General features: G+C 53.1%; 27 protein-coding genes and 1 pseudogene. 17 read left to right on the top strand and 11 right to left on the bottom strand.

Going from position 1 to position 26,992, the window contains the following annotated elements:
* Nucleotides 1-15: 15 nt before the first annotated feature.
* Nucleotides 16-537 carry a lipocalin-like domain-containing protein gene (locus tag ACYVHB_RS18790; protein WP_461053318.1) on the bottom strand — a complete coding sequence of 174 codons (522 nt, stop codon included), beginning with the start codon at nt 535-537 and terminating at the stop codon, nt 16-18.
* A 285-nt stretch (nt 538-822) separates the two neighbouring features.
* Here ACYVHB_RS18790 and ACYVHB_RS18785 point away from each other — a divergent pair, with 285 nt between their 5' ends.
* A complete protein-coding gene (locus tag ACYVHB_RS18785; protein ID WP_461053317.1) occupies nt 823-1,143 on the top strand; it encodes a heavy metal-binding domain-containing protein in 321 nt (106 codons plus the stop codon).
* On the opposite strand, the gene pyrF is transcribed toward ACYVHB_RS18785, so the two are convergent.
* Nucleotides 1,133-1,984 (bottom strand): orotidine-5'-phosphate decarboxylase, encoded by an 852-nt coding sequence (gene pyrF / locus ACYVHB_RS18780; RefSeq protein ID WP_461053564.1) that lies wholly within the window; start codon nt 1,982-1,984, stop codon nt 1,133-1,135. The two genes, ACYVHB_RS18785 and pyrF, sit on opposite strands and share 11 nt — an antisense overlap.
* A 113-nt stretch (nt 1,985-2,097) precedes the next feature.
* Here pyrF and rfbC point away from each other — a divergent pair, with 113 nt between their 5' ends.
* Nucleotides 2,098-2,643, top strand: a complete 546-nt coding sequence (gene rfbC, locus ACYVHB_RS18775) for a dTDP-4-dehydrorhamnose 3,5-epimerase (RefSeq protein WP_461053316.1) — start codon at nt 2,098-2,100, stop codon at nt 2,641-2,643.
* 65 nt (nt 2,644-2,708) lie between these two features.
* On the opposite strand, the gene ACYVHB_RS18770 is transcribed toward rfbC, so the two are convergent.
* The gene (locus ACYVHB_RS18770) at nt 2,709-3,401 is read right to left on the bottom strand and encodes a type 1 glutamine amidotransferase domain-containing protein (RefSeq protein ID WP_461053315.1); all 693 of its coding nucleotides are present in this window, start codon (nt 3,399-3,401) and stop codon (nt 2,709-2,711) included.
* A gap of 101 nt (nt 3,402-3,502) precedes the next feature.
* The gene (locus ACYVHB_RS18765; RefSeq protein ID WP_461053314.1) at nt 3,503-5,011 is read right to left on the bottom strand and encodes a 4Fe-4S binding protein; all 1,509 of its coding nucleotides are present in this window, start codon (nt 5,009-5,011) and stop codon (nt 3,503-3,505) included.
* 229 nt (nt 5,012-5,240) lie between these two features.
* On the opposite strand from ACYVHB_RS18765, the gene ACYVHB_RS18760 reads away from it, so the two are divergent.
* Nucleotides 5,241-5,636, top strand: a complete 396-nt coding sequence (locus ACYVHB_RS18760) for a hypothetical protein (RefSeq protein ID WP_461053313.1) — start codon at nt 5,241-5,243, stop codon at nt 5,634-5,636.
* Between the two features lie 96 nt (nt 5,637-5,732).
* Here ACYVHB_RS18760 and ACYVHB_RS18755 read toward each other — a convergent pair whose 3' ends face one another.
* The 3 genes from ACYVHB_RS18755 to ACYVHB_RS18745 all read right to left on the bottom strand — a co-directional run bounded on the left by ACYVHB_RS18755 (nt 5,733) and on the right by ACYVHB_RS18745 (nt 9,178).
* Nucleotides 5,733-6,770 (bottom strand): DUF6807 domain-containing protein, encoded by a 1,038-nt coding sequence (locus ACYVHB_RS18755; RefSeq protein ID WP_461053312.1) that lies wholly within the window; start codon nt 6,768-6,770, stop codon nt 5,733-5,735.
* Nucleotides 6,771-6,844: 74 nt separating this feature from the next.
* On the bottom strand, nt 6,845-8,533 hold the full coding sequence (locus tag ACYVHB_RS18750) for a hypothetical protein (protein WP_461053311.1): 1,689 nt from the start codon (nt 8,531-8,533) through the stop codon (nt 6,845-6,847).
* 27 nt (nt 8,534-8,560) lie between these two features.
* A complete protein-coding gene (locus ACYVHB_RS18745; protein WP_461053310.1) occupies nt 8,561-9,178 on the bottom strand; it encodes a hypothetical protein in 618 nt (205 codons plus the stop codon).
* A 205-nt stretch (nt 9,179-9,383) separates the two neighbouring features.
* Between ACYVHB_RS18745 and ACYVHB_RS18740 the strand changes: the two genes are divergently transcribed.
* Complete coding sequence (locus ACYVHB_RS18740) at nt 9,384-10,310, top strand: SDR family NAD(P)-dependent oxidoreductase (RefSeq protein WP_461053309.1); 927 nt, start codon at nt 9,384-9,386, stop codon at nt 10,308-10,310.
* Between the two features lie 283 nt (nt 10,311-10,593).
* Here ACYVHB_RS18740 and ACYVHB_RS18735 read toward each other — a convergent pair whose 3' ends face one another.
* Nucleotides 10,594-11,025, bottom strand: a complete 432-nt coding sequence (locus tag ACYVHB_RS18735; RefSeq protein ID WP_461053308.1) for a hypothetical protein — start codon at nt 11,023-11,025, stop codon at nt 10,594-10,596.
* Nucleotides 11,026-11,136: 111 nt separating this feature from the next.
* On the opposite strand from ACYVHB_RS18735, the pseudogene ACYVHB_RS18730 reads away from it, so the two are divergent.
* A pseudogene (locus ACYVHB_RS18730) lies at nt 11,137-12,325 on the top strand (ISLre2-like element ISRsl1 family transposase).
* Between the two features lie 400 nt (nt 12,326-12,725).
* Here the strand turns inward: ACYVHB_RS18730 and ACYVHB_RS18725 are convergent.
* Together ACYVHB_RS18725 and ACYVHB_RS18720 are read right to left on the bottom strand one after the other, a co-directional pair.
* Nucleotides 12,726-13,178, bottom strand: a complete 453-nt coding sequence (locus ACYVHB_RS18725; RefSeq protein WP_461053307.1) for a hypothetical protein — start codon at nt 13,176-13,178, stop codon at nt 12,726-12,728.
* Nucleotides 13,179-13,576: 398 nt separating this feature from the next.
* Entirely contained in the window at nt 13,577-13,888 is a 312-nt protein-coding gene (locus tag ACYVHB_RS18720; RefSeq protein ID WP_461053306.1) for a HigA family addiction module antitoxin, read from the bottom strand.
* A gap of 239 nt (nt 13,889-14,127) precedes the next feature.
* Here ACYVHB_RS18720 and aat point away from each other — a divergent pair, with 239 nt between their 5' ends.
* The 6 genes from aat (at nt 14,128) to ACYVHB_RS18690 (ending at nt 19,590) form a co-directional block, all read left to right on the top strand.
* Nucleotides 14,128-14,751, top strand: a complete 624-nt coding sequence (aat, locus tag ACYVHB_RS18715) for a leucyl/phenylalanyl-tRNA--protein transferase (RefSeq protein ID WP_461053305.1) — start codon at nt 14,128-14,130, stop codon at nt 14,749-14,751.
* A gap of 104 nt (nt 14,752-14,855) precedes the next feature.
* Complete coding sequence (gene proB, locus ACYVHB_RS18710; RefSeq protein WP_461053304.1) at nt 14,856-15,890, top strand: glutamate 5-kinase; 1,035 nt, start codon at nt 14,856-14,858, stop codon at nt 15,888-15,890.
* Nucleotides 15,891-15,902: 12 nt separating this feature from the next.
* Nucleotides 15,903-17,153: a glutamate-5-semialdehyde dehydrogenase gene (locus tag ACYVHB_RS18705; protein ID WP_461053303.1), complete on the top strand. Its 1,251-nt coding sequence runs from the start codon at nt 15,903-15,905 to the stop codon at nt 17,151-17,153.
* Nucleotides 17,154-17,241: 88 nt separating this feature from the next.
* A complete protein-coding gene (locus tag ACYVHB_RS18700) occupies nt 17,242-17,745 on the top strand; it encodes a hypothetical protein (protein ID WP_461053302.1) in 504 nt (167 codons plus the stop codon).
* 34 nt (nt 17,746-17,779) lie between these two features.
* Nucleotides 17,780-19,105 carry a serine hydrolase domain-containing protein gene (locus ACYVHB_RS18695; RefSeq protein ID WP_461053301.1) on the top strand — a complete coding sequence of 442 codons (1,326 nt, stop codon included), beginning with the start codon at nt 17,780-17,782 and terminating at the stop codon, nt 19,103-19,105.
* Between the two features lie 41 nt (nt 19,106-19,146).
* Nucleotides 19,147-19,590, top strand: a complete 444-nt coding sequence (locus ACYVHB_RS18690) for a nuclear transport factor 2 family protein (protein WP_461053300.1) — start codon at nt 19,147-19,149, stop codon at nt 19,588-19,590.
* A 63-nt stretch (nt 19,591-19,653) separates the two neighbouring features.
* Here ACYVHB_RS18690 and ACYVHB_RS18685 read toward each other — a convergent pair whose 3' ends face one another.
* The gene (locus ACYVHB_RS18685) at nt 19,654-20,169 is read right to left on the bottom strand and encodes an acyl-CoA thioesterase (RefSeq protein WP_461053299.1); all 516 of its coding nucleotides are present in this window, start codon (nt 20,167-20,169) and stop codon (nt 19,654-19,656) included.
* Nucleotides 20,170-20,381: 212 nt separating this feature from the next.
* Here ACYVHB_RS18685 and ACYVHB_RS18680 point away from each other — a divergent pair, with 212 nt between their 5' ends.
* The 6 genes from ACYVHB_RS18680 (at nt 20,382) to ACYVHB_RS18655 (ending at nt 26,956) form a co-directional block, all read left to right on the top strand.
* Nucleotides 20,382-21,230, top strand: a complete 849-nt coding sequence (locus ACYVHB_RS18680; protein WP_461053298.1) for a sterol desaturase family protein — start codon at nt 20,382-20,384, stop codon at nt 21,228-21,230.
* Nucleotides 21,231-21,351: 121 nt separating this feature from the next.
* The gene (locus tag ACYVHB_RS18675) at nt 21,352-21,855 is read left to right on the top strand and encodes a vitamin K epoxide reductase family protein (protein ID WP_461053297.1); all 504 of its coding nucleotides are present in this window, start codon (nt 21,352-21,354) and stop codon (nt 21,853-21,855) included.
* Between the two features lie 116 nt (nt 21,856-21,971).
* Nucleotides 21,972-22,994, top strand: coding sequence for a fasciclin domain-containing protein (locus ACYVHB_RS18670; protein ID WP_461053296.1), 1,023 nt, complete (start codon nt 21,972-21,974; stop codon nt 22,992-22,994).
* A gap of 231 nt (nt 22,995-23,225) precedes the next feature.
* Entirely contained in the window at nt 23,226-26,324 is a 3,099-nt protein-coding gene (polA, locus tag ACYVHB_RS18665) for a DNA polymerase I (protein WP_461053295.1), read from the top strand.
* 53 nt (nt 26,325-26,377) lie between these two features.
* On the top strand, nt 26,378-26,668 hold the full coding sequence (locus ACYVHB_RS18660) for a hypothetical protein (protein WP_461053294.1): 291 nt from the start codon (nt 26,378-26,380) through the stop codon (nt 26,666-26,668).
* A 21-nt stretch (nt 26,669-26,689) separates the two neighbouring features.
* Nucleotides 26,690-26,956, top strand: a complete 267-nt coding sequence (locus ACYVHB_RS18655; protein WP_461053293.1) for a helix-turn-helix domain-containing protein — start codon at nt 26,690-26,692, stop codon at nt 26,954-26,956.
* Nucleotides 26,957-26,992: the final 36 nt, after the last annotated feature.

Raw genomic sequence — 26,992 nt, 5'->3', positions numbered from 1 at the left:
TTCCGAGCGTCGCGATTACGCTTTCGTCAGTTCAAGCGTAATCGTATAGTTCTCCTTCTTGCCATCGCCGTCAAAATCTTCCATCTCCTGCGTTGACATTTTCAGGGTGTTGCCACTCAAAACGGTATCGTACGTCGTCACGTCAGTACCGCTGGTGAGGGTAAGTTTAGTACCATCTAATTTCCAGGTCGAGTTATCGTCAACCGGGTTCATGTCGGTCGATGTTGTGCATTCGGAACCCGCTTTGCCCGTCACTTTCCCACCGGCATTAAACGTAATGACGGTCGTAGCCAGGCAATCTGCAATATCATTCCCGTTAGGAAGCGATCTGAACAGAGCGAGCAGATCGGTGTTTTTCTGGCCCGTTCCAAGCAAATCGATGCCGGGGTCGATTTTATAACCGGATATACGCCAGTCGCCCTCAATGGAATTTGGTGTAACGACATCACTATCTCCTTTCTTGCAACTGCTAAACCAAAATGGCATGACCACCACCAGCGCATAGGCCAGCGAACGGGCTGAAATTAACTTCTTCATACAATGTGTTTTGTGAGTAATTCGATCAGGAGCCAAATATAAAGGGTAGATAAACAACTACAGTCAGCGGTTGACTCAACGGTCAATCGGTTTCGCGAATGGCCGGATATTTTGTTGAAATAGCCCAAAATCTCGACCAACGGCGCCATTAATACCTTTATCGAACCTAATTATTGAAATAAATCGTAAAGTTGTACACTCAAAGAGCAATTTCGGGTGCCAGCTAACTGAACCGCTCTACAACCTTATGACAGGACTTTATAACTTCTCTACAACTTCTCACAAATGCTCGTTACAACTACACCAAACATCGAAGGCAAGCGCATTATCAATTACATCGGCTTGGTCAACGGCGAAGCTATCATCGGCGCGAACCTTGTCAAGGATTTCTTTGCCAACATCACCGATGTTGTAGGTGGTCGCTCCGGGGCCTACGAACAGGGCCTGCGCGAAGCCAAAAGCATTGCCATCAAGGAAATGATTGACCAGGCAACCCGTCTGGGAGCCAACGCTATTGTGGGTGTCGATCTGGACTATCAGACCATTGGCGGCAACGGCTCCATGCTCATGGTCAGCGCCAACGGCACGGCGGTAATTATTGAATAACCTCCCAAACGCGCTCCGTCAAATAGACGGCCATTTCGGTTTGCAGGGCTTCTGCTTCGGCCCGCGCCCGGTCGGCAAAGTCCGGGCCGTCGGATGCGTACAGGATACTGCGCGACGCGTTGACCAGCAGACCGCCCGCGCTCGTCAGGCCCCGGCGCGACACCTCGGCCAGCGAACCACCCTGCGCCCCCACCCCCGGCACGAGCAAAAAGTTATCCGGGGCCAGTTCTCGAATTCGGCTCAATTCATTGGCCTGCGTGGCCCCTACCACAAACATCAGCCGGTCGGGTCCGGCCCAGGTTTGGGCCGTTTCGATCACGGTCTGGTACAATAGTTGCGCATCGTTTTCTTCGCTGGTAACAATCCGCTGAAAATCGGCGCTGCCGGAGTTGGAGGTCAGCGCCAGCAAAATCACCCACTTGCCGTCGTAGTCCAGAAACGGCATCACCGAATCGTGGCCCATGTAGGGCGCTACGGTAATGGAATCGAAATTTAATCCGGCGGCAGTGGGGTCAAAAAAAGCGCGGGCATACAAACCCGACGTGTTACCGATGTCGCCCCGCTTGGCGTCGGCGATGGTGAAGCAGTCGGCGGGTACGTAGTCCATCGTTCGTTGCAGGCTTTCCCAGCCGCGTGGTCCCTGAGCTTCGTAAAAAGCGATATTGGGCTTGTAGGCCACGGCAAAATCAGCGGTGGCGTCGATGATGGCCCGGTTGAAGGCAAACACCGGGTCGGGGTCGGTGAGCAGGTGGCGGGGCAGTTTGCGCAGGTCGGTGTCCAGACCCACGCAGAGATAGGACTGTTTTCGGAAAATCTGCTCACGTAACTGCGTATAGGTCATGCTGGTCTGGTAAGTCACACGCTAAAATGGTCAGATCAAAAGTACAAACTACGGTTCCGGTTTCATAAATTTGCCCGGATAGTCCGCCGACATCTTACTTAACAGCAGTACGTATGCAAATTCGGGAAACAGCCATCGACGGCTTAATTGAGTTAATTCCACGCGTGTTTGAAGATGAGCGCGGCTATTTCTTCGAGTCGTATAACAAGCCCCTGTTTACATCGCTGGGTTTGTCGATGGATTTTGTTCAGGATAACCAATCGTTTTCGGTAAAGGGCGTACTGCGTGGGTTGCACATGCAAAATCCGCCCTTTGCGCAGGGCAAACTGGTGCGGGTCATCACGGGTCAGGTGCTCGACGTTGCCGTTGACCTGCGTCCCGACTCACCCACATTCGGTCAGTATGAATCGTTTTTGTTAGATGCCAAACTTGCCAACATAGCCTACATTCCCGAAGGCTTCGGTCACGGGTTTCTGGCGTTGGAAGACAGCATCTTCAGTTATAAATGCACCAACGTGTACAACAAAGTTGCGGAGTCGGGTATTCGCTGGGACGACCCGGATCTGAACATTGACTGGGGTATCGCGAATCCCATTGTATCGGATAAAGATCAGGAGCTGAAGTTGCTGCGCGACCTGTTCCCGCACGCTGTGGTGTAAAGTCTAATGTAAAATGGTTAATGAATAATGGTCCGTCAGCGAATGCATTAACCATTTTACATTAACTACTTTTCATACATTTCTTCCATCACCTTCCGGCCTACTTTGCGGGCGGAGAGTGGATTTTGGCCCGTCACAAGTCGCTCATCAACTTCGATGTAAGGCAAAAATGGAATAAAGCCTTTGCTGTAGAGGGCGTTCTTTCGTCGCAGGGCATCTTCAAGCAGAAACGGCACTTCCTCATCGAGCCGGACGAGTTTTTCTTCAATATTCGAGAAACCCGTTATCTGCCGGTTGCCAATCAGCGGGGAGCCGTCGGACAACTTAACGTTCAGCAACCCGCTGACGCCGTGGCAAACGGCCGCTACCATCCCCCCGTTCTCGTAAATCTGCCGGGTAATACTCTGGAGCGTCAGGTTATCGGGAAAATCCCACATGGTGCCGTGCCCGCCCGTGAAGAAGAGAATCTGATAGTTGGCCGGGTCCACCTCATCCAACCGCAGCGAATGGTCTAATTTATGGCGAAAGGTGGGGTCGTTGTACCACTTTTCGTTCACGGTATCGCGCCGGTCCATGCTTTTTTCGTCAATGGGAATTGGTCCGCCGTTGGGACTGGCAATGTCGTAGGGCAGGTTCCGGTCGGCCAGTTCGTCGTAGAAATGAGTAGCCTCACTCAACCACAAACCCGTTTTGTGCGGTTTGGTGGGGTAATCCTTGTGATTGGTGCAAACGATGAGCGTGCGATAAATGGGGTCCATGAGGAAGGCAATAATGGATAATGAAGAATGAATAACGGGTCACTGACGAAGCAAACTTCGTTATTCATTGCCCATTACTCATTATCCATTATCCATTATTTTCAAATCTTCCGCGTCGAAACCGGACCGAGTTCCAAATTCAATACTCCGCGCGGGCATACCGCCGAGCAGATGCCGCAGCCCACGCACGACGACCGCACAATGTCCTGCCCGCGCTGGGCGTAGGCCCGCACGTCGATCCCCATCTCGCAATAGGCCGAGCAGTTGCCACACGAGATGCATTGCCCGCCGTTGGTCGTGATCCGAAACCGCGATTTAAACCGCTGGACCAGCCCTAAATAAGCCGCCAGTGGGCAGCCGAACCGGCACCAGACCCGGTTGCCCATGACGGGGTAAAAACCCGTGCCGACCACCCCCGCGAAGATGGAACCGATGTAAAAGCCGTAGGTGGAGCGGACGTTGTAACTGTCCAGAAAGCCCAGCACGGTGTTCTGGCCGCTGAAGTACGTGTAAAGCACCAGGGCGGTCATCACCACGGCGAACACCAGTACGCTATGCACAATAACGCGCTCGAACTTCCACGCTTTCAGGCGCTTGTCGGATAAGTGACGATACGGGTCGCCGAGGGTTTCGGCCAGTCCCCCGCAGCCGCATACCCACGAACAGTACCAGCGCTTGCCGAAGAAATAGGTTAGCACCGGCACCGCCACCAGCGCCAGCGCAATGCCCCAGACGAGCATAAAAATACCGAGCGAACCAGCCTGTAGCTTTTCATCAATTTTATAATCGAAGAAGAACGTGTAGTCGAGCGGCCAGATGTTTTTGAGATCCTGGTAGGGTTGGTTGAGCCGCTGCATAATTTCGGGGATCAGAAACGCAAACGACACCTGAAAAAACATAACCGACGCCGTCCGCAACTGCTGATAGCGGCTGTGACGGTAGTTAATCAGCATCCGGACGCCCATTACCAGAATGACGAGCGTGTACAGAAACCCGTAGAGAAACCACCGGCTGGCCGGACCGGCGTTCAGGGCACGGCTGATGGGGTCGACCAGCAGCACCCAGTTGGTCATGTATTCGGGATAAAAATAGAGTGCGACATAGAACGCAACTAAGAAGACACCGAGCGCAATGCCGATCCAGCCGCGATTGGTGGCCGAATGGCGATAGAGGTAGTTGTTTTTGATGCCGGGGATTGACTTCAGCCCGGTCAGGGCGTAGAGCAGTCCCCCGATGGACGCCAGACCAATACTAAGCCAGAACCACAGCCATGAGTTGCCCGGCCCGGTGAGCATACCCAGCGATGACTCCTTCGTGATGTCGAACACGTAGTTGTCGTTGATGACTTTATCCCAGGCTTTCTTGGCACGCATTTCGCCGTTATACCCATCGATTGTTTTCCGAAAATCGCTAATAAACGACCAATTACTGTCATACGTTTTATTGAGCATGAACGCCGTTCGGTCATGGACAATAGCGCGGTGTTCGGCTTTGACTACCTCGTCTATACCGGCATTTGTTAGTTTAAACTGACCCAGTGTCAGTGTGAAAAGCCAAATGGCAAAACCGGCCGTAAACAGCACGAGTCCGAGCCGTTGCAGAGTGAGCATGATGACGTTGATTTTTAGGGTCGAAAGTTACGTCGATCCCAAGTGAAACATTGGTCAGTTATCCGACAGATTTTCTTAAATTAAGATTAAACCCTGATTGCATTATTCCGCTCTAATCATTGGCGTATCAGACGTAACGCAAATTAAAATTTTACAATAGCATGATTACGCCGAATTAATTGGCAGCCATTTTGCTATATTTGTTTTAAACCGTATCGTACCGTACCCTATGAAAACTATCAATTATGAATCACTCCGGGCCGAACATGCCTGGATGATTGTTTCGGACCAGCTTCAGCAGCGCAACAACATGCTGGCCAAAGGTATCTCGCACATGGAACGCACTCCGGCGGAGTTGCCCATGGCCAGCCGCCTGATGATGTTACGCTATCACCTCAAAATGAGTTTGCGCCAACTCACGCAGGAGGCCCGTAAGCGGCCCCAGTCAGCCGAAGACGCCGAACGTTTGCACCAGCAGTGGCTGCACGTTCACCAGTTGTTTTTCCTGCTCCGTCAGATCGACTCGGAGTTTAGCCGGGCCGCTGGCGAAAACAACACCCTACGGTCGTGGGTTGCCTCGCTGGAAGGGCGCGTGTATCGCTCGGCGCTGGTGCATTTGAATTAGGGTCGATTCGGTTTCCCAACGCTAAAGCGGTGGGTTGATATCTCCAGGCCAATAGCCAATATCAGCCCACCGCTTTAGCGTTGGGACCTCGTTAATTTATCGCCCGAAATCAGTCGCTCGCTCAGCGACGGCAGGCTCCGCCAAGGACTCCGATGCGATCAGCAGGCGGTGCTGGAACGTGAGCGACTGACCAGCCGCCAGCAATTTGTTCAGCGCCGGAGCTTTGCCATTCGTCATCACCGACGGAGCTAATGGGTTGGCCGCAAACAAGCCGTAGCCACGGGCGTGCCAGTAGGTTGGATAACCTACGTTGCGGGGATGGTCGAGCAGTACCACCGAAACCGACTCCCCATTGAGCGTTCCGGTTAGGTTGACCCAACGGCCACGGGTGCCCCAAACGGCATCGCCCACGGCCCCTTCGCTGCTGACATACTTACCGGTGACACCTTCATTGTTAAGCATCGGAACCGCCGTGGCTACGCCCTTGGCATCGGTAAACACCTCCGGCTTGGTCGACGGGTGTTCGAGTTGCCGGGCTAAGCGGACCGCAAGTAATCCTTCTTTGTTGTCTTTGAACAGCACATCCTTATCGAGCGCCTTCAGCGTCGTAATCCGGTCGATGGTGCGTTCTTTAGCGCCCGCCCGAAACACGTATTGGGTCGTTTCCTGTAGCATCGGTTTGCCGTCTTTGTCGAGCCAGTCGGCCGTCACGGTCAGTTCGCCCTGTCCCGAACCGCTTTTCATGGACGTTACGCCCGTATGGACAATGGTGCCGAACGGTCCTTTGTGTTCGGGGCCAACCTCGGTTGAGTTGTTCCAGAAGTCATGGCCGTTCACGTCGCCGTAGTTGAACCACATACCCACGTGGTGCGGATGGTCGACGCGCTCACCGGGCCGGGGGTCCATCGGCCAGCCCCGCGTAATGGCGTTGCCACCCGCCGACATAATTGGGTAAAGTACGGGTTTCTTGAGTACCGTTGGGCCGGGGTAGATATACGCCGTAAACGGCTTTCCATCGACCGTCACAGTCACCGACTTAGCCCCCTCGTTGTGGGTGAGCTGAACTTGATTTTTGGCCGTTTGGCCGATGGTTAACTGCGCCATCAGCAGCAGAACAGGAAGTAGACGAAACATGGTTAACCGATTGGGTGAAGTATAAAAATACAAAGCAGCGCAACCGCCTGTTTTTACCCACCCTGGCAGGTGCATCAGTCGGTTGACGCAACGGTAAACGTCTGCTGACTCATGGCAAAACCGGCGACCTTGTCGTTGCGGATAAATAACAGCCCAAGCTGGTAGGTACCGGGGGGCAGAATAGCTTTTTGAAACTCCGTGATGCGTTCGTTCCGAAAATAGCGGCCTGCTGTCAGTAACGTCAGCTTCGTATCCAGCACCGGTACGGCCGGGAGTGTATATCGCCTGCCGCCCGCCGACTCCGCAATCAGATAGGCGCTGCTACCTAATTGAAACTCGCCGGGCAGGAAAGCGGGCGTACTACGCACACGCAGGTAATGATTATTTTGGGTGAAAAACCCACTCGGATTGGGATCGCTATAGGGTTCGACCGTCAGGCGGCACTCCACCGGAAGCGGCTGCCACTGGGCCGGGTCCGACCAAACGGGCGGGTATCGAAAAACTCCCCGGTCATCCATTCGCTTCAGCACTTTGCGGGTATTCCCGGCGTAATAGGGCAAGGGCAGCGTTGTTCCGTGGTAGCGAACGTTAAACGCGTCGAGCTGACGGGTCTGTCGCCCGATGAGGATTTCGGGAATCTTCGCGTACGCGCTGACACCGTACATCGCAACGGCTACCAGAGAAGCCATCCCGGCCCAGGTTGGTCGGAATCGGCGGGTAATCAGCAGCAATCCCAGCAGGTAAGACAGGCTGAACGCCAAATGGGAATAAATGCGGTAGCGGTCCCGGAGCAGTTCGTCGGACGGGCGGCTGATGCTCAAAATAGCGGCCGTAGCCAGCACCACCGTTCCAATCGCCAGGAGTTCGGCGAAGGCATTTGTTCGGTGGGGAGAAGCCAGCAAGTAACGGCGGCTCCGGTAACTGACCACCAGCGCCACCACCCAGCCGACCGCGATAACTACTCCACCAACCGCAGCCACCCCAAACCGAACCTGATTGGTCAGCGACGCCCCCAACACCATCAGCAACTTCGGAGGAACCTCCAACAGCGTACCGGCGGGCGGGGCGGATTGGTAATCCCAGAAAAACAGGACCAGCGCCCCGGCAATGCCGCCTACCCATACCCAGCCATCCGTTCGCCACCGCCACTGCCAGGCGACAAGCAGACTACCCACGCCAACCGCCAGCAGACCGTTGCCACTGGTGAACAGAGCTGCTATGCTAAGTAGCAGCGGCCCGATAATCCGGTCGCGCCGGACGAGCCGGTGCAGCGCTTCGATGATGAGGTAGATGACCGTGAAATTCTGCAAGGCGGCCATTCCCCAGAACATGTTCTCGTGCGACTGAAGGTTCAGCAGCCAATAGGGAACGGGAATGAAATACCAGTTGGGCAACCCAAGCTGGCGAAATAATGTCCAGAACCGCCAGACGATGCCCAGCAGGGCCGCATTGCCCAGCGCAATCATGACCAGCACGTTCATGCGGCCAGTCAGGTAATACGTGGCCAGCGTCACGAGCCGGTCATACACGATGCGGTGGTAATTGTGGGGTTCAACGAGCCGCTGGAGTTTTTGCCCCCAAGATACGGCCGGGTCCGTCCAGTCGAGCAAAAAACCGAGCAGGGCGTAGTCATCGTGAAACACGACGTTTTCGCTCCAAAACCACAACGCCAATACCAGTATCAAAAACGGAACGGCAAGTATCAGTACGCCTAACCAGCGGCTAACTGGCCACAGAAAACGGGATTGACTTCGTATTGGCATTAGTTATGAACCGGTGACGGCAGGGGGCTACTGCCCCATCAGAATTTTATTCGTTACATCCTGATTAATGGTGATGTAGCCGGGGTAATTGACTTGTTTGCCACCCAGATCCAGCGTCGGCTTGATTCGGATCGTCAGTTTCGAGGGCTGCGCATCGGTGGCGCCGGAGAAATTCTGCACCAACTGCGTGAAGGCATCGCGGGTTTTGGGATCGGTGAAAAGCTGGTAGGCGTTGGCGCTCAAACGCACCGGTACGCGGGTTTTGCCCCCGCCGGGCTGCACTTCGATGCGCTGATTCAGGAAGCCGTTGAACAACTCCTGCCCCGCCAGCAGAATCCGGTATTCCAACTGGTTGATGCCCGCCAGTTTGTTGGTCGGGTTGGTGATGTCGAGGTTAATGCGGGCCTCCAGCGGTACGTTGCGCGTGAGCAAACCCGTTGCCAATCGGGGGTACCGGGCTGGATTGATGTCTTCAATTTTGCGAAACTGCCGCACGTCGACCCCCGCTAAGTAAACGCTGTCGGCCGAGCCAATGCTGTAGCGGCAATCGCCGAGGGCTTTGGCCTGGGAAATCTGTTTATTAACGCCACACCGGCTGAACAGCAGCGGCAGAGCGAGTAACACTACAATAAGTCCTTTTTTCATGATGCAAAGCTAAATCGTTTGTCTAATAAACGTCAGACAGGGAACAACCGATTTAGTTTAATTGGCCCGCCCGGTGGCATCGCTGCCTCAGCAGATCTCCGTTTTACATCCAGTTGGGCGTATTTATAAACAGACGAATGGACCAGAAAACAGTTGTTACCTTGACGCACGGAACATCCCGGCAGGCAGAGCGCAGCAATAGCACATGAGAAAAATAGTAGTGGTAGCCGGAGGAACGGGCAATTTAGGGCAACGAATTGTCAACGCTTTGCTCCAAGAAGGAGCCGACGTTCGGGTTATTGTTCGGTCAAGTAGTGATGCCGCCACCGTAAAAAAGCTGGAGAATCTGGGAGTAACCGTATTCAAAGCAGATACGTCAAACGTAGCGGAGGTTTCCAATGCCTGCATGGGTGCTTCGTGCGTCGTTTCTGCATTGGCGGGCCTACGCGATGTGATTATAGACACCCAGAAAGTGCTGCTGGACGCGGCAATCATAGCGGGCGTTCCACGCTTCATACCGTCCGATTTTTCGTTGGACTTCACAAACCTCGAAGTAGGCGGAAACCGCAACTTAGATTTAAGGCGGGAATTCCACCACTACCTCGACAAAACGACCATCGCAGCCACAACGATTTTCGTTGGACCGTTCATGGATTTGCTGACCGACCAGATGCCCATGATTCTTTTCAAACCGAAGCGGATTTTGTATTGGGGCAACGCCGATCAGCGCATCGACTTCACCACGATGGACGACACGGCAGCCTTCACGGCAAATGTGGCGCTTGACGACGGCGCTCCCCGCTTTCTACGCGTCGCAGGCGCCCAAATCAGTCCCCGGCAGTTGGCGACGGTGGTGAGCGAGGTGACCGGCAACAAGTTCCGATTGTTACGGGCGGGCGGTCTGGGACTGCTCAACCTGCTCATCCGGGTCGCCCGGACGGTAGCCCCCGGCAAGAACGAACTTTACCCGGCCTGGCAAGGGATGCAGTACATGCGCGATATGATGGAAGGCCGGGCTAAGATCGACTCATACGACAACAATCGGTATCAGGGCATGCGTTGGACGACGGTGAAGGCTATACTTTCACTTCACCAGCACGAAAATCCTCGCAACCCTAAAAAGCAGGTATAATCACCACGAAACGGTAGTGGAAACGTGACTGACGATTAAGAAGGGGCAATCTAAGCGGTTCAAAAGCAGTCCGCATCGGCTTTTATTGGCGTTGGCAGGAGTGCTACTCGCCGTATCAAACGGCGGCAGTTTGTGCCCAACGGAAGGATACCGGGCAAGGTGTTGGGGCGAAAAAGCGGTGAGAGCTGGTATCATTTTCAGTATCTTGTCCCAATACATACGGTCGTATGTATTGGGACAAGCAATTTTCAACAAGTCTCAATTTAGACCTTCTTGAAAATCATTACTCTACATCCAATGATGTTGGCTCTTTGCTAATAGTTGTTTTTATATCTTCAATTGAAGCTTTATTCAGGTTTGGAAGCTTGTCCTTCATCATTTGTATAATTGTATCCTTAAATTCAGGTATGGTTTGTAATGCTTGCTGAAATGGTTTTGAAGAAAAAAACTCATGCCACGGACTTCCGTGAACACCATCTTCTACCAATCTTAATGGCGCTTCTTCTATTCTTTCTAATGCAGAACTAAATAGACGGGCTTCAAATAATGGATCTATCCTTGCAGCCTCTCGCCGGTATCCTTCATAAGCTTTTGCAACAGACGCTTTAAAAGCATAATCCTCTGATAATCGAAAGCGCTGATTGACTTGCTTTGTAGATAACCATGCAAACCACAAAGGTGCACCAATACTTAATAGGGACAATATTACTTGCATAGTTATAACCCCCCAATGTGGGTCAGGAGCTTTTTAGCGCATCTGAAAGCAATGTAATACGATTTGAACGGGTGCAATTCAGATTGTCGCTTCGAGATCGTAACTTAGAGCATGGATAACAACCCGACGCTGACCTTCACCGAAGAAGAATACATGGCTTTAGCCCACCAAAAATATCAACAACTTAAAGCCCTCAAAGCCAAACCTACTTTCTATGACTACGAGAAATTGTTCGAGAAAATATGGCTCGACCTGGGTCGGCAAGTTTTAGAAAAGAGTGTTGGCCAGGTGCCGAGCGAGCGACGTAAAAAAAAGATGAAGATGCGTTTCGGAGATATACAAATCGCTAACAGTGAGTTGTTTAGTTACCATCTTAACGGGTTTGCCATCAGCCCCTATCTTCAGGAAAAATTGGTTTTCCTCGGCCAGTTCGAGGTCTATTAACAGGCTTCAGCAATGGCCCAAACCATGCTCGGTATCCGTATTGGCCCCAGTCAGATTGACCGGCTAACCCGGTATTACGGAGCGGCTATTGCGGACTCGTTAGATGAGCCTGTACCGACAAACGAACCCGCTTCGGGGGTGATTTATGCCCAGGTCGACGGGGCCATGCTGCTGACCGAGGAGGGGTATAGAGTAGTCAAGTTAGGGCGCATTTTTGCGGCTTCATCCCTGAAAGAAAGCCCCGTTGACGAGCGTGGGGGGCATATTACATCGTCACTTTTTGTGGCTCATGTAGGGACTGCTGTCCAGTTCAGCCCCAAATTTGATGCCCAATTAGAGTCTCATACCGACCGGGGTGCCAACTTGGTTTTTATTAGTGACGGGGGCGGTTTGGCTTGGTCAGATGATGGAAAAATCGTGGCCAAAGGCTACGCTGATTTTGGATTTATACCACACCTTGGTGCATATTAGTGAAGCCGGTAGTGGGGCGTTTGGCACTGGCAAGCGGGCTTCGAGTTGGCTGGATGAACAGCGTAAGTTATTATTGGCGAATGAGTTAGATTCTGTTTTGGTCAATATCAGGGGCTTGCGTATTGGGGCCGCTTTGCGGGATTCGGTCTGCGCTTATTTAGAGACGAATCGGGATCGAATGGACGATAAAGCGTATCGCCAGCGGGGTTTGTTGCTTGGCTGGGGAGCCATTGAATCGGCCCACCGAAGGGTAGTGCAACGACGTTTGAAGCGGTCGGGGCAACGGTGGAGTATTGACCGAGCGCAACAGATCTTAAATCTACGGGTATGCCAGATGAGTGATCGGTGGGCCTTAGTTGGCCAGCAGATTGAACCCTATAGGTAGGCTATGGCTGCGTAGCGACAATTTGAATTGCACCCATTTGAACCTATTATTGCCCCTATTGACAAGGCCGTTATAAGACCAAGAACCCAAGTCCACATGGCTTTAGATGAAGAATCAGCTCGCTCATCAAAAGCAGCCGCTAAACCTATTGAGGTAGTTATACGATAAGCTTCTGAAGCTTGCTGTACAATTCCGTCAGCTTCGATCTTCTTTTACCTCAGTGATTTTATTGTTGCGTCGGCTTGAGAATTTTGGTTTCAATCTTTCCAAACAATTCTGCTGCACCTGTTGCTAGTGTATCAACACTTTTACGAGCCTCTCTCAATTATTGTAAATAAGTAGGTAAATTCTCCGCAGCTTCCGTAGCTTCCTGAATCAATTTAATTTGATTTTTTAACTCCTATTTTTTGGGAGTAATGTCATTCAAATCAGCTTCAACTGAACGCAACCGTCTTGCAAGAGCAGGTGGCAAAGCTTTATTGTCGCTAATCACTTTCCAAATGAATAAAGGCCCAAATGTTGATTCAATACATGAAAGAGTAGAAACATAAATGAGTATAGCAGTTGCTCCATTACTATTAAATATATATGGTAGCGTTTGAGCTTTTATATTTTTGAGACTTTGATTTACAAATTCCACTTCCTCTTCAAAGTGTTCTTCAATATCATCAACACTGGCTTCTTTGATTTTTTCAGATAAAGCAAAAGGTATATTTGATAATGTATGTCGATTGACCGAAGGCAAGTTCCAGCCGTTTATTACTGAAAAATCTCTATCCTCAGTAGTGCCGTTTAAGACTGATTTATGAAGATCATCCAGTAAATCACAGGTTTCTTGTAAAGTTTTATGCATAGTATAAACCAATTTTAGTTAGAGGGTTTAAAATTTTATCGGATAAGTGCTGGAATGTTCGACTGCGCTGAAAGGGGGGCTGGCTTGTAAAAGACTCTTAATGAACTGGTGTCTACGTCGCGCCGGGCTTGGGCAAGATCGTAACTTTCCTGCACCGTCAGCCAGAATTCCGGCTTGGTGTTGGCGAAGGCTGCGGCCTAAGCGGATTGCCATTTCAGACGTTACGCTTTGTTTGCCGTTGATAATGGTCGACAAGGTTTTACGGGTCGTGCCTAACCCTGTCGCTACTTCCGCAACGTCAGCTTTTTACCAGTCTCTTCAAAAATACCTTCCAACGTCTCGCGGATGAGTGCACCGGGGTGGGCGGGGTCGAACAAAGCCATGATCTGTTTTTTTGCCTAAGCCGATTGCAAGCCAGCCTCTGCATGACCGAAATGCTGAATTACGGAGCGGTCTACTTTCCGTTCGGCGTGCCAGAGCTCATAATTCTTTTGCAAATTCACCCAGAACTGCGTTGTGTTGCCGAAGGCTTCAGACAGTTTTACGGCTAACTCAGGACTCATGCCCGCCCGTTCGTTCACAATGGCCGATAGGTTAGCACGGGCAGTGCCTAAGCCTTTAGAGACTTCGGTGATCGTTAAGCCGCGTTCAACGATATAGTCTTCCCGCAAGATCTCGCCGGGATGCACGGGGGCTAAGTTGCGCGTCATTGTTTAGTGGTAATCAATGTAATTAACGTCGTATACGTGTCTCTGCCTTCAAAGCGAAATATGGGCGTCACTGGTGTGGATCGTAATACTACACATTACAGTTCAAAAATCAACTTACAAACTCAGTACCGGGTATGACCCACGCCGGGTTGAATGGAGTCTAATCAATCCCCGCCCTTCTACCATTAACTTTTGGACTATTTTTTTATCTTTGTCCAAAGTCCCCTCCCCTACAGTTAATGAGCAAGTTGACCGCCGACGACCTGATTTACGGGTACATCAACGGTATCTTTCCAATGGCCGACGCCGACGGTACGCTGTACTGGTACGCGCCGGACCCGCGTGCTATCATTCCCATCGACACCTACAAACCGGCCAAATCGCTACGGCCAATCCTGAACAAAAACCAGTTCGAGATTCGCATCAACGCCGACTTTGAGCAGGTGATGCGCTACTGCTCCATTCCCCGCTCAACCGACGACAGCGCCTGGATTTCGGATGAGATCATTGACGCCTACACCGAACTGCACCGGCTGGGGCTGGCCCACAGCGTCGAGACGTACGTGGATAACCAATTAGTGGGCGGTCTGTATGGGGTGGCCCTCGGCGCAGCTTTCTTTGGCGAATCCATGTTTCACCACGTCAGCAACGCGTCGAAAGTGGCGTTTCACCAGTTGATTCTAATTTTGCGCGAGCGGGACTTTGTGCTCTTGGATACGCAGTTCATCAACGACAACGTCCGCCGGTACGGGGCCATCGAAATCCCGAAAGCCGACTACCTGAAGCAGCTTAAAGCCGCCGTCCGCAAAAAAGCCCGTTTCACCGAACCCGTGCTGGAGCATCTGTTCAGCAGCCAGAAGTGAGTGTATGTGTTTTTGAGTGTATAAGTTTTTGAGTTGGCCGCCCCGGAAACCGACACACGTAAACACCCATACGCTTACACACCTACCCACCCTACCTTTGCCGCATGACAAAACCCGTTCTTGTTGTTAAATTCGGTACGGCGTCCATCACAAAACCCACTGGCGAACCCAATGAGCCGGTTATGGTCGACATTGCCCGGCAGGTGGCCGCGCTGCATCCGCACTACCGCATCGTGCTGGTGTCGTCGGGGGCAGTGGGCGCGGGAAAAGCCCTGATTCATGACTACCGAGGCGACATCACCCAGCGCAAAGCCGCTGCGGCCGTGGGTAACCTGCTATTGCTTAGCCAGTATGCCCGGTTCTTTTCCATCTACGGGATCGCCATTGCGCAGAGCCTGTGCGAACGTCATCATTTCGCCAACCGCGACCAGTTTCTGCAACTCAAACAAACGTACGACGAACTTTGGGCTAATAACATCATTCCAATTGCCAACGAAAACGACGTCGTCAGCAACCGCGAATTGAAGTTCTCGGACAACGACGAACTCGCCACACTCATTGCCGTCGGCTTTGGGGCCGAGGCCCTCATGCTGTGTACGTCGGTGGGCGGGCTGCTCGATGCCGATGGGCAGACCATCCGGCAGGTGACGGCTTTCGATGAACGCGTTTTCGGGGTGGTGCGCCCCGACAAATCATCGCTGGGACTGGGCGGCATGGCCTCCAAACTGACCTTTGCCAAGCTGGCGACGCGCATGGGCATTCGGGTCGTCATTTTCGGGCTGAACGAGCCGGACAACCTCGGCCGGGCGTTGCGGGGCGAAACCGGCACCGAATTTGTTCCCTCCGAAACGTCGCTGTCGGCCCGCAATCGCTGGTTAGCCAGTGGCAGTTTAGTCGTTGGGCGGGTGCGGGTCGATGCGGGGGCGGTGCGGGCACTGGCCCAACGGCGGAGTTTGTTGGCGGTGGGTGTGCGGGCAGTGCTGGGCGAGTTTGCCGCTGGTGAGATGGTTGAGATCTGGGACGAGCACGACGCACCCGTGGCCGTGGCCCGAACCCGGATTTCGTCGGAAACGTTGTCGCAGCAGCTCACTCAGCAAAACGTGGAAGTCGCCAACGCCAATGATATTGTGCTTTTATAACCTGTATCTTTTATGAACCCCATCACACCCCTCCTTCAGGCCACCAAGCAGGCATCAGCGGTTGTTCGGCGGCTTAGCCCCGCCACCAAAACCGACCTACTCAACCGGCTTGCCGACATCATAGCGGCCCATTCCGCCGACATCATGGCCGAAAACCAGAAAGACCTCGACCGGATGGACCCAACCGACCCAAAATACGACCGGCTGAAACTAACCGAAGCCCGCATTGACGGCCTGGTGCAGAGCCTGCGTGAGGTGGCGGTGCTGCCCGACCCGGCTGGCGACGTACTCGTGGACCGGACGATTGAACAAGGGCTGACACTCCGAAAAATTACCGTGCCACTCGGCGTTGTGGGCGTTATTTACGAAGCGCGTCCCAACGTAACGGTCGACGTGGCGTCGCTCTGTTTGCGGTCAGGGAACGCGTGTGTGTTGAAAGGTGGCAAGGAAGCCGATTTCTCAAACCGGTATTTAGTCGGTTTGATTCAGGGCGTTCTGAGTGAATTCGACGTGCCGAAAGCCGCCGTAACCCTGCTCTCCCCCGACCGGACCGTCGTGAATGAACTGCTGACGGCGGTGCGGTACGTGGACATTATCATCCCGCGCGGCTCGGAGTCGCTGATTCAGTTCGTGCGCCAACATTCGCTCGTGCCCACCATCGAAACCGGTGCGGGCGTCTGCCATACCTATGTCGAAGCGTCGGCGGATTTGGAAAAGGCCGTGGCTATCGTTGTTAACGCCCGGGTATCCCGTCCGTCGGTTTGTAATTCGCTCGACTGCCTACTCGTAGACGAAGCCATTGCGGGCCGTTTTGTGCCGATGCTCACGGCCGACTTCCTAAAATGGAACGTCGAGGTATTTGCCGACGAAACAGCGTACGGAATTTTTGAGCGGGCTGGTTACATCAGTCTACAACCGGCTCAACCTGGTGACTTTGGCCGCGAGTTTCTGGATTATAAAATTGCCGTGAAGGTCGTGGCCGGGCCGGACGAAGCGCTGTCGCACATCCAGAACTACTCCTCGCGGCACTCCGAAGCGATCCTCTCGCAGAACCAGCCCGTTATCGACCGTTTCCTGAGCGAGGTTGATGCGGCTGCGGTGTATGCCAATGCCTCGACACGCTTCACCGATGGAGCCGTGTTTGGTCTGGGAGCCGAAATTGGCATTTCGACCCAGAAGCTGCACGCCCGCGGCCCGTTTGCGCTGGAGAAATTAGTCACCGAAAAGTGGATCGTGATTGGTGATGGTCAGGTGCGGTGGTGACAAATTCGCTCATTCCCTGAATAATTATACTTGATAGGCTCAACACGGCGTTTGATAGGGGAAACTCAACTTATCTTTATACGCTATCATGGATATTCCTTACACCATTCGTTCGGTTCGCAATGTCCTGCTGGCCATTGTGCTCATTGGCTCATTAACGACCGCCTGCAAGAAATCCGGCCTTGGTGGAGCGGACGTCGATCCACGCGATCAGTATGTGGGTACATATGAAGGATCTTACACCTCGACTACGTATATCAACAACGCCCTTCCGGCAAATCCCCCCGAAGCAGGTACCGTGCAGATTACGGTGACGAAGGCGCAGACGGGCAATCAAGTTTACATGGAATTATTATTCAACGGTTCTACTAAACAATCATTAACGGCTGAACTCACCGATGCTACCTTCACTGTTATTGACAAGCAGACTGAACCGCTGGCATTTGGGGGAACAACATACGATGCTAATTACACGGCTCAGGGACAATTTGTGGTACAGGACAAGACGTTCACGCTGAATACAGTCGCTGAAACGCTACGGTTGGGGGTTACACTTACTAAGCGGGGCGATATTAAGGGTACAAAGAAATAGCTACCTTGCGCCGGTTCCTAACTCCGGTTCATTCATGAAAACATGCATTCTAACCGGCCTGATGGCCGGTTTTTTTCTGTCGGCTACGGCTCAGACCGCTGCCCGAGTCACAACCGCCCGCACCGCCAGTGGTAACTCCGTTTTGCAAGAGACTCAGCCTGAAGCAGTTGGCATGGATGCGGCCCGGCTTCAGCGGATGGACGCCGTTATCAACGACTACATCGCCAACCGCAGACAGGCGGGCGTGGCCGTGCTGGTAGCCCGCAACGGGCGTGTCGTTTATCATAAAGCCTACGGGCAGGACGACGTAGCCGCTAAAACGCCCCTGAAACGCGACGCTATTTTCCGGCTTGCCTCGCAGACGAAAGCCATCACCAGCATTGGACTGATGATATTGTTTGAAGAAGGTAAATTCCTGCTCGACGACCCCATCTCGAAGTACATTCCGGCCTTCAAAAGCCCGAAGGTGCTGGATAAATTTAACGAAAAAGACACCTCCTACACCAGCGTTCCGGCCAAGCGGGAGATCACCATCCGGCAGTTGCTGACCCACACGTCGGGCATCAGCTACCCAACCATCGGCACGAAAGAAGCCGTAGCCATCTATGCTAAAAACGGCATTCCGAGCGGCATTGGCACACCCGCCAACACGTTAGCCGAGGTGATGCCCCGGTTAGCCGCCCTGCCACTGATGCACAACCCCGGCGACAAATGGACCTACGGCCTAAGCACCGACGTGGTGGGTTACCTGATCGAAATGCTGTCGGGGCAGTCGCTCGACCAGTTTCTGCGGACGCGGCTGTTTGAACCGCTGGGCATGAACGACACGTATTTCTATCTGCCCACGGCCAAGCAGGCCCGGCTCACCAGATTATACACGGAAGATTCCACAAAGGCCGTTCGGCGGATGCCATCGCTGGGCGGCATATCGGAAGATTATCCCAGGCAGGCGGGTACGTATTTTTCGGGGGGTGCGGGGTTGTCGGGTACGCTGTACGACTACGCCATTTTCCTGCAGATGGTACTGAACGGGGGTGAATACGGCGGCAAACGCTTTCTTAGCCCAACAACCGTGCGGCTCATCACTACCAATCAAATCGGCGATCTGAACCAGGGCATCAACAAATTCGGACTGGGTTTTGCCATCACCTCCGAGCGAAGCGCGGCCCGTCTGCCCGCGTCGCAGGGAACGTTTGATTGGGGCGGGTTCTTCGGCACCACGTACTGGGTCGATCCGAAAGAGAACGTTGTGGCGCTGCTGTATACGCAAAAGGTGCCCAACAGCTACGGCGATCTGAACGACAAATTTAAGGTGTTGGTGTATCAGGCCATCACGCAGATGAACGACCCGGAGCGGTAGAAGAACCACAAGGCTTTCTTTTTACGGACAAAACACAGACCATGAAACTACTACTAACCCTTTGCCTGATTCTGTCCGTTCAACTCGTTCACGCCCAAACGGCGGTCTCGCCATCGGCCGATGAACGGGCGGTTTCCGACGCCGAGAAACAGCGGTTCGATGCGCAGGTAAAGAAAGATTACGCCGTGCTGGACCGGGTATTGGCCAACGATATGGTTTACACGCACTCCAGCGGCAACGTGGATGGCAAGCAGGCGTATATCCAGTCAATCCGCGATGGCAAATCCAAGTACGACGCCATCGACGTGCAGGAGCAGAAAGTGCGCGTGTACGGCAACACGGCCGTTATTAACGGGGTTTGCGCGATTAAGGCAATCAACAACGGCGAGACCATCAACACCCGCCTGCGCTATACCGACGTGTACGTTAAAAATGGTGGACAGTGGCAAATGGTGGCGTGGCAGTCGCTGCGGCTGGCTCAATAATCAATAAATAATGCAGAATGGACAATGACGCCACTGCCATTGTACATTCTGCATTATTTATTATCAAACTTTTAAAAATTCCCGCAGTTCAACGGCATCCTGGGCGTTCATACGCCCGGCGAGTACTAAGCGCAACTGGCGTCGGCGGAGGGCGCTGGCGTAGCGGTCCTTTTCCTCGTCGGTTTCGGGCGTCACGGCGGGCACTTCAATGGGTCGGCCGCTTTGGTCAACGGCCACAAACGTGTAAAAGGCACTGTTGGTGCTGACCCGAATCCCGGCCGGAATATCTTCGGCCCATACTTCAATAAATACTTCCATCGACGAACTGAACGCCCGCGTTACCTGGGCTTTCATGGTCACGATATTGCCTAAACGAATCGGTTCGGCAAACGATACGTTATCGACCGAGGCCGTCACCACAATGCGGTTCGAGTGTTTCTGGGCGGCAATGGCGGCCGCAATGTCCATGAAGTGGAGCAGCCGCCCGCCCATCAGGTTGTTGAGCGTGTTGGTATCGTTAGGCAGGACCATTTCGGTCATCACCGTTATGGATTCTCGGGCAAATTTGGGTTGGGGCATTCCTGTAGTTGGATCAGTTGGCAAGTTGGTCAGTCAAGGAGTTAGTTGGTGTCAATCTGCACATGTACTGGTAGCTGACCGACTTATTAACTTACTTACTGACCAACTGTGTCACAAACCAACGACCGAAAATCGAGATGGGCAAACCGAGACTTACGAAACTATTTATCCCTATTTTTGTGTAATTCAATCCAAGATAAATACAACACGTTATGGAGCGTCTGGTCGCCTATTTTGAGCACATTCCGTCGTCGCACCGCAGCCTGATTCTGGTCGGTGGCATTACCCTCTTCTGGCTGATCGAAAGTGCCGTGCCACTGATTCGGTTCGAGTACCGAAAAGTGCACCACGCGGGTATCAACTTCTTTTTTACGCTCACGACCATCGTGGTCAATTTCGCGCTGGCCTTCCTGCTGCTCCGCACCAGTGACTGGACCGTTCAGAATGGCGTTGGGCTAATGCAGTGGATTAACTGGCCGCTCTGGGTCGAGGCCATCGTGGGCCTGCTCGCCCTCGACCTGATTGGTGCCTGGTTACCCCACTGGGCCGAGCATAAAGTGAAGTTTCTGTGGCGCTTTCACCTGATTCACCATACCGACACCTACGTCGACACAACGACTGCTAACCGCCACCATCCCGGCGAAAGCGTGATACGGTTTGTGTTTACCTTAGTTGCTGTGCTCATCACGGGTGCGCCAATGTGGCTCGTGTTTATGTATCAGGCGCTGTCAGTAGCACTGTCACAGTTTAATCACGCCAACATCGAACTGCCCCGCTGGGCCGACCGGCTGCTGGGTCTATTCATTGTGACGCCCAACATGCACCACGTTCACCATCATTACGTGATGCCCGTGACCAACACCAATTATGGCAACATCTTCCCTTATTGGGACCGGCTCTTCGGCACGTACCACGAAATGGCGGGCCGCGACTTGAAATACGGCATCGACACGCACCTCGAACCGCACGAGCATTCGCACGTCGGCAATCTGCTCAAAATCCCATTCCAAAAATACCGGCAACCGGTGGGCGAATCCAAGCCGCAACCTGAACAGGTGTAAACCGGGTCGTTGGCTCATTTTCTTCAAACTAAAAACGGTTGGTAATGGATAATGAGTAATGCACAATGGTCGTAATTGGACATTGTGCATTACTCATTATCCATTTTTCATTCTCAACGTAATGAATCCAACACAACTCTCGCGTGAACTGCGCGAAGGGCAATCGCCCGAACTGACTAACCGACGCTGGATTATTGGCCTGTCGCTGCTGGGTGCCGCTGCCGGGCAAATCGTGACCCTGTACCAGACGGGCATTATCAAACGCCTGCCCGACCCGCCGATTCCGTACATCGACTCCAACAAAGTCAACGCGTCGGACTACGCCTACAAACGGCTCGACACGCCCGACGCCGTGCTGATGATCGTGACGTACGGACTAACAGCCTGGTTAGCTGCGGCCGGGGGTAAGGACCGGGCCAAAAAACAACCGTGGTTACCCATTGCACTGGGCGCAAAAATTCTGGCCGACGTGGGTACGAACTTACAGTTGGCCCGCGAGGAATGGGCGGAGAATAAAGCGCTTTGCGCGTATTGTCAGGCAGCCTCGGCGCTATCGATTGCATCGGCTGCGCTGGCCGTGCCGGAAGTAATAAAAGCCGTCCGGGCGATCACCAAACAGCGATGAATTTTGTGGAGGATTTTCGAGAATTGATTAAACAAAACAGTAAAGCGGCCGTTTCGTAAAAAGGGCGCAATAAATACTCTACTAATGCGCTTTACTAACAAACAACTCAAACCGCTATGTTTAACAATTCATTCAAAAACAGCCGCCGGATGCGTAGCCTGTCGGTCGCGTCAGTATCAGTATTCGCTTTGATGCTAACATTTACTGCGTGCAAAGACGACGAAAATCCAATCACTACACCAACTCCGCAGACAATCACGGACTTGGTCGTGGCAAACGATCAGTTTACCCTGCTTGAAGCCGCCGTTACCAAAGCTGGCCTGGCAACTACCCTGTCGGGGACGGGACCATTTACCGTCTTCGCACCCACCGACGATGCGTTCCGGGCGGCTGGCTTTGCCGATGCGGCTGCGGTTACGGCGGCTGCTGACACTACCCTGCGCCGAATATTGCTTTATCATGTCCTTAGTGGTTCGGTGGCTTCCTCGGCCATTGCAACTGGGCAAACGGCGCAGCCAACGTCGCTGAGCACTAATGGCACAATCTACGTCAGCAAAGCGGCATCGACATCGGGCACGACAGGAACAGGCGTGTCGGTGAACGGGGCGCGGGTATTGCAGGCCGACGTACAGGCGTCTAATGGTGTCGTTCACGTAATCGACCGGGTGCTGCTGCCACCAGCGGGTAACATACTACAAATTGCCCAGGCCGACACCACACTCAGCTTCTTGGTGGCGGCTGCGTTGCGGGGTGGAGCCGCCGTGACGGGCGCTTTGGGCGGCACCACACCCCTGACGGTTTTTGCTCCTACGAACGCGGCCTTTCGGACAACGCCTTACAACTCCGTCTCAGCTATCAACGCGGCTGACCCAACGGTGCTCACTGCTATCCTGACCAATCATGTTGTAGCAAACGCCCGTGCTTATTCACCAGCATTAACCAATGGACAGGCAATCACAACCTTTGGAACTGGTTCTGTAACGGCTACGGTGGGTACTAACAATGCGGTTTCTCTGCTAAGTCCGGGCAATGGCACCAACGCATCAAATGTATTGGCGAACAGCCCAACAGCCCAAAATCGGGACATTAACGCCACCAACGGCGTTATTCACAAGATCGACCGGGTGCTGCTGCCGTAATGGGTACGCTTGATTAGTACACAATATACCAGGTACAGACCGCCCCAATCAGCTTGGGGCGGTCTGTTGGTTTTGGTGGGACAGCACCTGTTAGGGAGGAATCAAAACCTTGGCGGGGCTGTTGTGTTTATAGGTAATTCTTCCTGCTTTAGTGCTAAATCTGTCAGCTTTGGAGAGCGTGATTATCCGCTGAACTGCCGACCTTTGCCCCTTGATTTCTGCTCGTATCGAATGGCTAAACCAACCAAAAAACTGTTTTTGTTAGACGCGCTGGCGCTTATCTACCGCGCTCATTTTGCCTTCAGCAAATCGCCCCGTATCTCGTCCAGGGGGGTGAACACCTCAGCCATCTTCGGCTTCATGAACGCCATGATCGAGGTGCTCACCAAAGAAAAACCGACCCATATTGGCGTTGCCTTCGACTCCTCGAAAAAGACCTTCCGGCACGAGCAGTTCCCGATGTACAAAGCCACCCGGCAAAAACAGCCGGAAGACATCAGCGTGGCCACGCCCTACATCAAGCAGATCATTGAAGCCATGCACATTCCCATGCTGATTATGGACGGCTACGAAGCCGACGACGTCATTGGGACTATTGCCAAGAAAGCCTCGTTGGCCGGTTTTGAAGTGTACATGATGACGCCCGACAAGGACTACGGGCAGTTGGTGGAAGAGCACGTTCATATTTATAAGCCCGCGTTCATGGGCAAACCCGCCGAGAAATTAGGCGTGCAGGACATACTCGACCGCTGGCAGATCGAACGAATCGAGCAGGTGACGGACATGCTTGGGCTGATGGGCGATTCGGTCGATAACATTCCCGGAATTCCGGGCGTTGGCGAGAAAACTGCCCAGAAACTCATTGCCGATTTCGGCTCGGTCGAGAACCTGATTGCCAACGCTGATCAACTAAAAGGCAAGCTTAAAGAAAACGTCGTCAACTTCGGGCAGCAGGGTATGCTGTCGAAACAGTTAGCGACAATTCACTTGGACGTACCCGTCGACTTCAATGAAGACTTTCTGCGCCATACCGAATACGACAAGCCGAGATTGGCCGCGCTGCTGGACGAGCTGGAGTTCCGGCAGATGAAAACGCGGTTGCTGGGAGGCACTTATGACGAGAAACCCCTGCCCACCGCGTTTCAGAACGGTCAGTCTGCTCAAATGGACCTGTTCGACTCGCCCGGTGGCGACACGCCCGCTTTCTCGCCATTCTCTAATATGGGAGCGGTCAAACCGTCTGGGGCCGACGACTTGCCATTCGATTTCGACAGCGTCTCCACGCCGGTTGAAGATGCCGCACCGGCCGTTGAATCGGCACCAGCGGTTAAACCGAAATCAAAGCGTACCAAAGTGACAACCCCTGCCGCATCCGCTTCGTCGGCAACTTCCGATGAAGTGACGGACACGGTTACGACTGACGATGCTATTGGTAAGGAAGTGACAGAGACTGACGCTCCGGCTTATCTTGATGTTTATCCCGACTACGAGATTGATGAGTATCAGCCCGAACGCCGGAAGAACATTCTGTCCACGAAGCACGACTACCGGTTGGTCGATACGCCTGAACTGCGGGCCAGCCTGATTGAGTATTTGAGTTTACAGACCAGCCTTTGCTTCGACTCCGAAACCACCGCCATTGATCCGGTTGAGGCCGATCTGGTAGGACTGTCGTTTGCTTACCGCGCTGGTGAAGCCTTCTACGTGCCCGTTCCCACCCACCGCGCCGAGGCCCAGGCTGTCGTGGACGAGTTTAAGCCCGTGTTTGAGAATCCGTTGATCGAGAAAATCGGGCAGAACCTGAAATACGACCTGCTGATGCTCAAAAAGTACGGCGTGGATGTGCAGGGCAAGCTGTTCGACACGATGATTGCCCACTACCTGATTGAGCCAGAAATGCGCCACAACATGGACATGATGGCCATGACGTACCTGAACTATCAGCCCGTCGAGATCGAAGCACTCATTGGTAAGAAAGGCAAAGGCCAGCTCACCATGCGGGACGTTGACGTGCAGAAGGTGGTTGAGTACGCGGGCGAAGACGCCGACATTACCCTGCAACTCCGCGACGCGTTTGCGCCCCGGCTCGAAAAAGACGGTCTGAATAAACTCTTCGACCAGGTTGAGATGCCGCTTGTACAGGTGCTGACCGACCTCGAACTCGAAGGCATCACCCTCGACACCAACGCCCTCGCCGATCTCTCGGCGACGCTCGACGTGGACATGAAGCAGGTGCAGCAGGAGATCTTCGAGATTGCGGGCGGCCCCTTCAACATCGGATCGCCGAAGCAGTTGGGCGAAATTTTGTTTGACCAGCTCAAGCTTGACAAGAACGCCAAAAAGACCAAAACAGGGCAGTACGCCACGGGCGAGGAGATCCTCTCCAAGCTCGAAGCCGAACACGAGATTGCCCGCAAGATTCTGGACTACCGCGAACTGATTAAACTTAAAAATACCTACGTCGATGCCCTGCCGCTGCTCATCAGTAAGCGCACCGGCCGGATTCATACGTCATTCAACCAGGCCGTAGCCAGCACGGGACGGCTCAGTTCAGCCAACCCGAACCTGCAAAACATCCCAATTCGGACACCCCGTGGTCAGGAAATCCGTAAAGCATTTGTACCGCGCGGACCGGAATTCCTGATCATGTCGGCGGACTATTCGCAGATCGAACTGCGGATTATGGCGGCTTTCAGTGGCGACCAAACCATGCTCGACGCATTCAATAATAACGTCGATATTCACACCCAGACGGCCAGTAAGGTATTCCACGTCGACTTAGAAGACGTATCGGGAGACATGCGACGGAAAGCCAAAACCATCAACTTTGGCATCATTTACGGCATATCGTCGTTCGGGCTGGCCGCGCGGCTAAAGATTCCGCGCAAGGAAGCGGCCACGATCATTGAGGAGTATTTCGCGGGGTTCCCGGCCGTGAAAGCCTACATCGACCAGTGCATCGAGAAAGCGCGGGGCTTCGGGTACGCCGAAACCATTCTGGGCCGTCGGCGCTACCTGCGCGACATCAACTCGCGCAACATCACCGACCGAATGTTTGCCGAGCGCAACGCCGTGAACGCTCCCATTCAGGGCAGCGCGGCCGACATGCTCAAGATTGCCATGATCCAGATTCACGAGTTCATGCGTCGGGAGCAGTTAAGATCGAAGATGATCCTGACCGTGCACGACGAACTCGTTTTCGACGCCCACCGCGACGAACTCGATCACCTGCGCGAGAACATCGATCACATCATGAAGAACGCCATTCCAATGGGCGTTCAGATGGAGACCGGCATCGGCGTAGGCGAGAACTGGTTGGTGGCCCACTGATAGAATGAGTAAACGCGCAGGGTTTAATCTACATTTGGTAAACTAAACCCTAAATGATCGAACGAATACGCCAAATCTGGAGTGAGGTTGCTTGGTTATTAACCGAAATAACAGGCTCTGATTTCGATATTGAACAGGCATTAGTACGATTACAGGCCGCTCTTGATGATCTTGAGGCTGTAGACACTCCATCTGACGATCAAATCGAAGTAGTCTTTTTGACTTTAGCCACTTTGCAAAGTAAGCTGTTAGACTCCCTGGTTCGGGTGCCTAAACAAAATCAATCTTTAGTTGAAAACCTGACGGATCGAATTGAACTATTTTTGTTTCATCACCGGATGTAATACTCTGAAAATGTGCGAATTATGAAAACGATATCACAGCTATTGGTCGAACAACGGGAACAAAAGGGTGTAACCCAAGCGCAATTGTCCGTTTTAGCCGGTATTAAACAGCCCCATCTCGCCCGCATCGAACAGGGTGAAAGTAAACCTACTATGCCAATTGTCTTCAGAATTTGCGAAGCACTATCCATTGATCCATTGACTTTGGCGGATGAACTGGCTAATGAGTTCAGCACTTACGTCAAGGACAGGTTTACGCATGAATCATCGCTTGTTACTCGCCCGTAAAGTGTCTACTGCGGAGAGAAATACTACGACGTAAAA

It is taken from the genome of Spirosoma arcticum, assembly GCF_054779955.1.
This window is presented reverse-complemented; position numbering and strand designations above follow the sequence as displayed.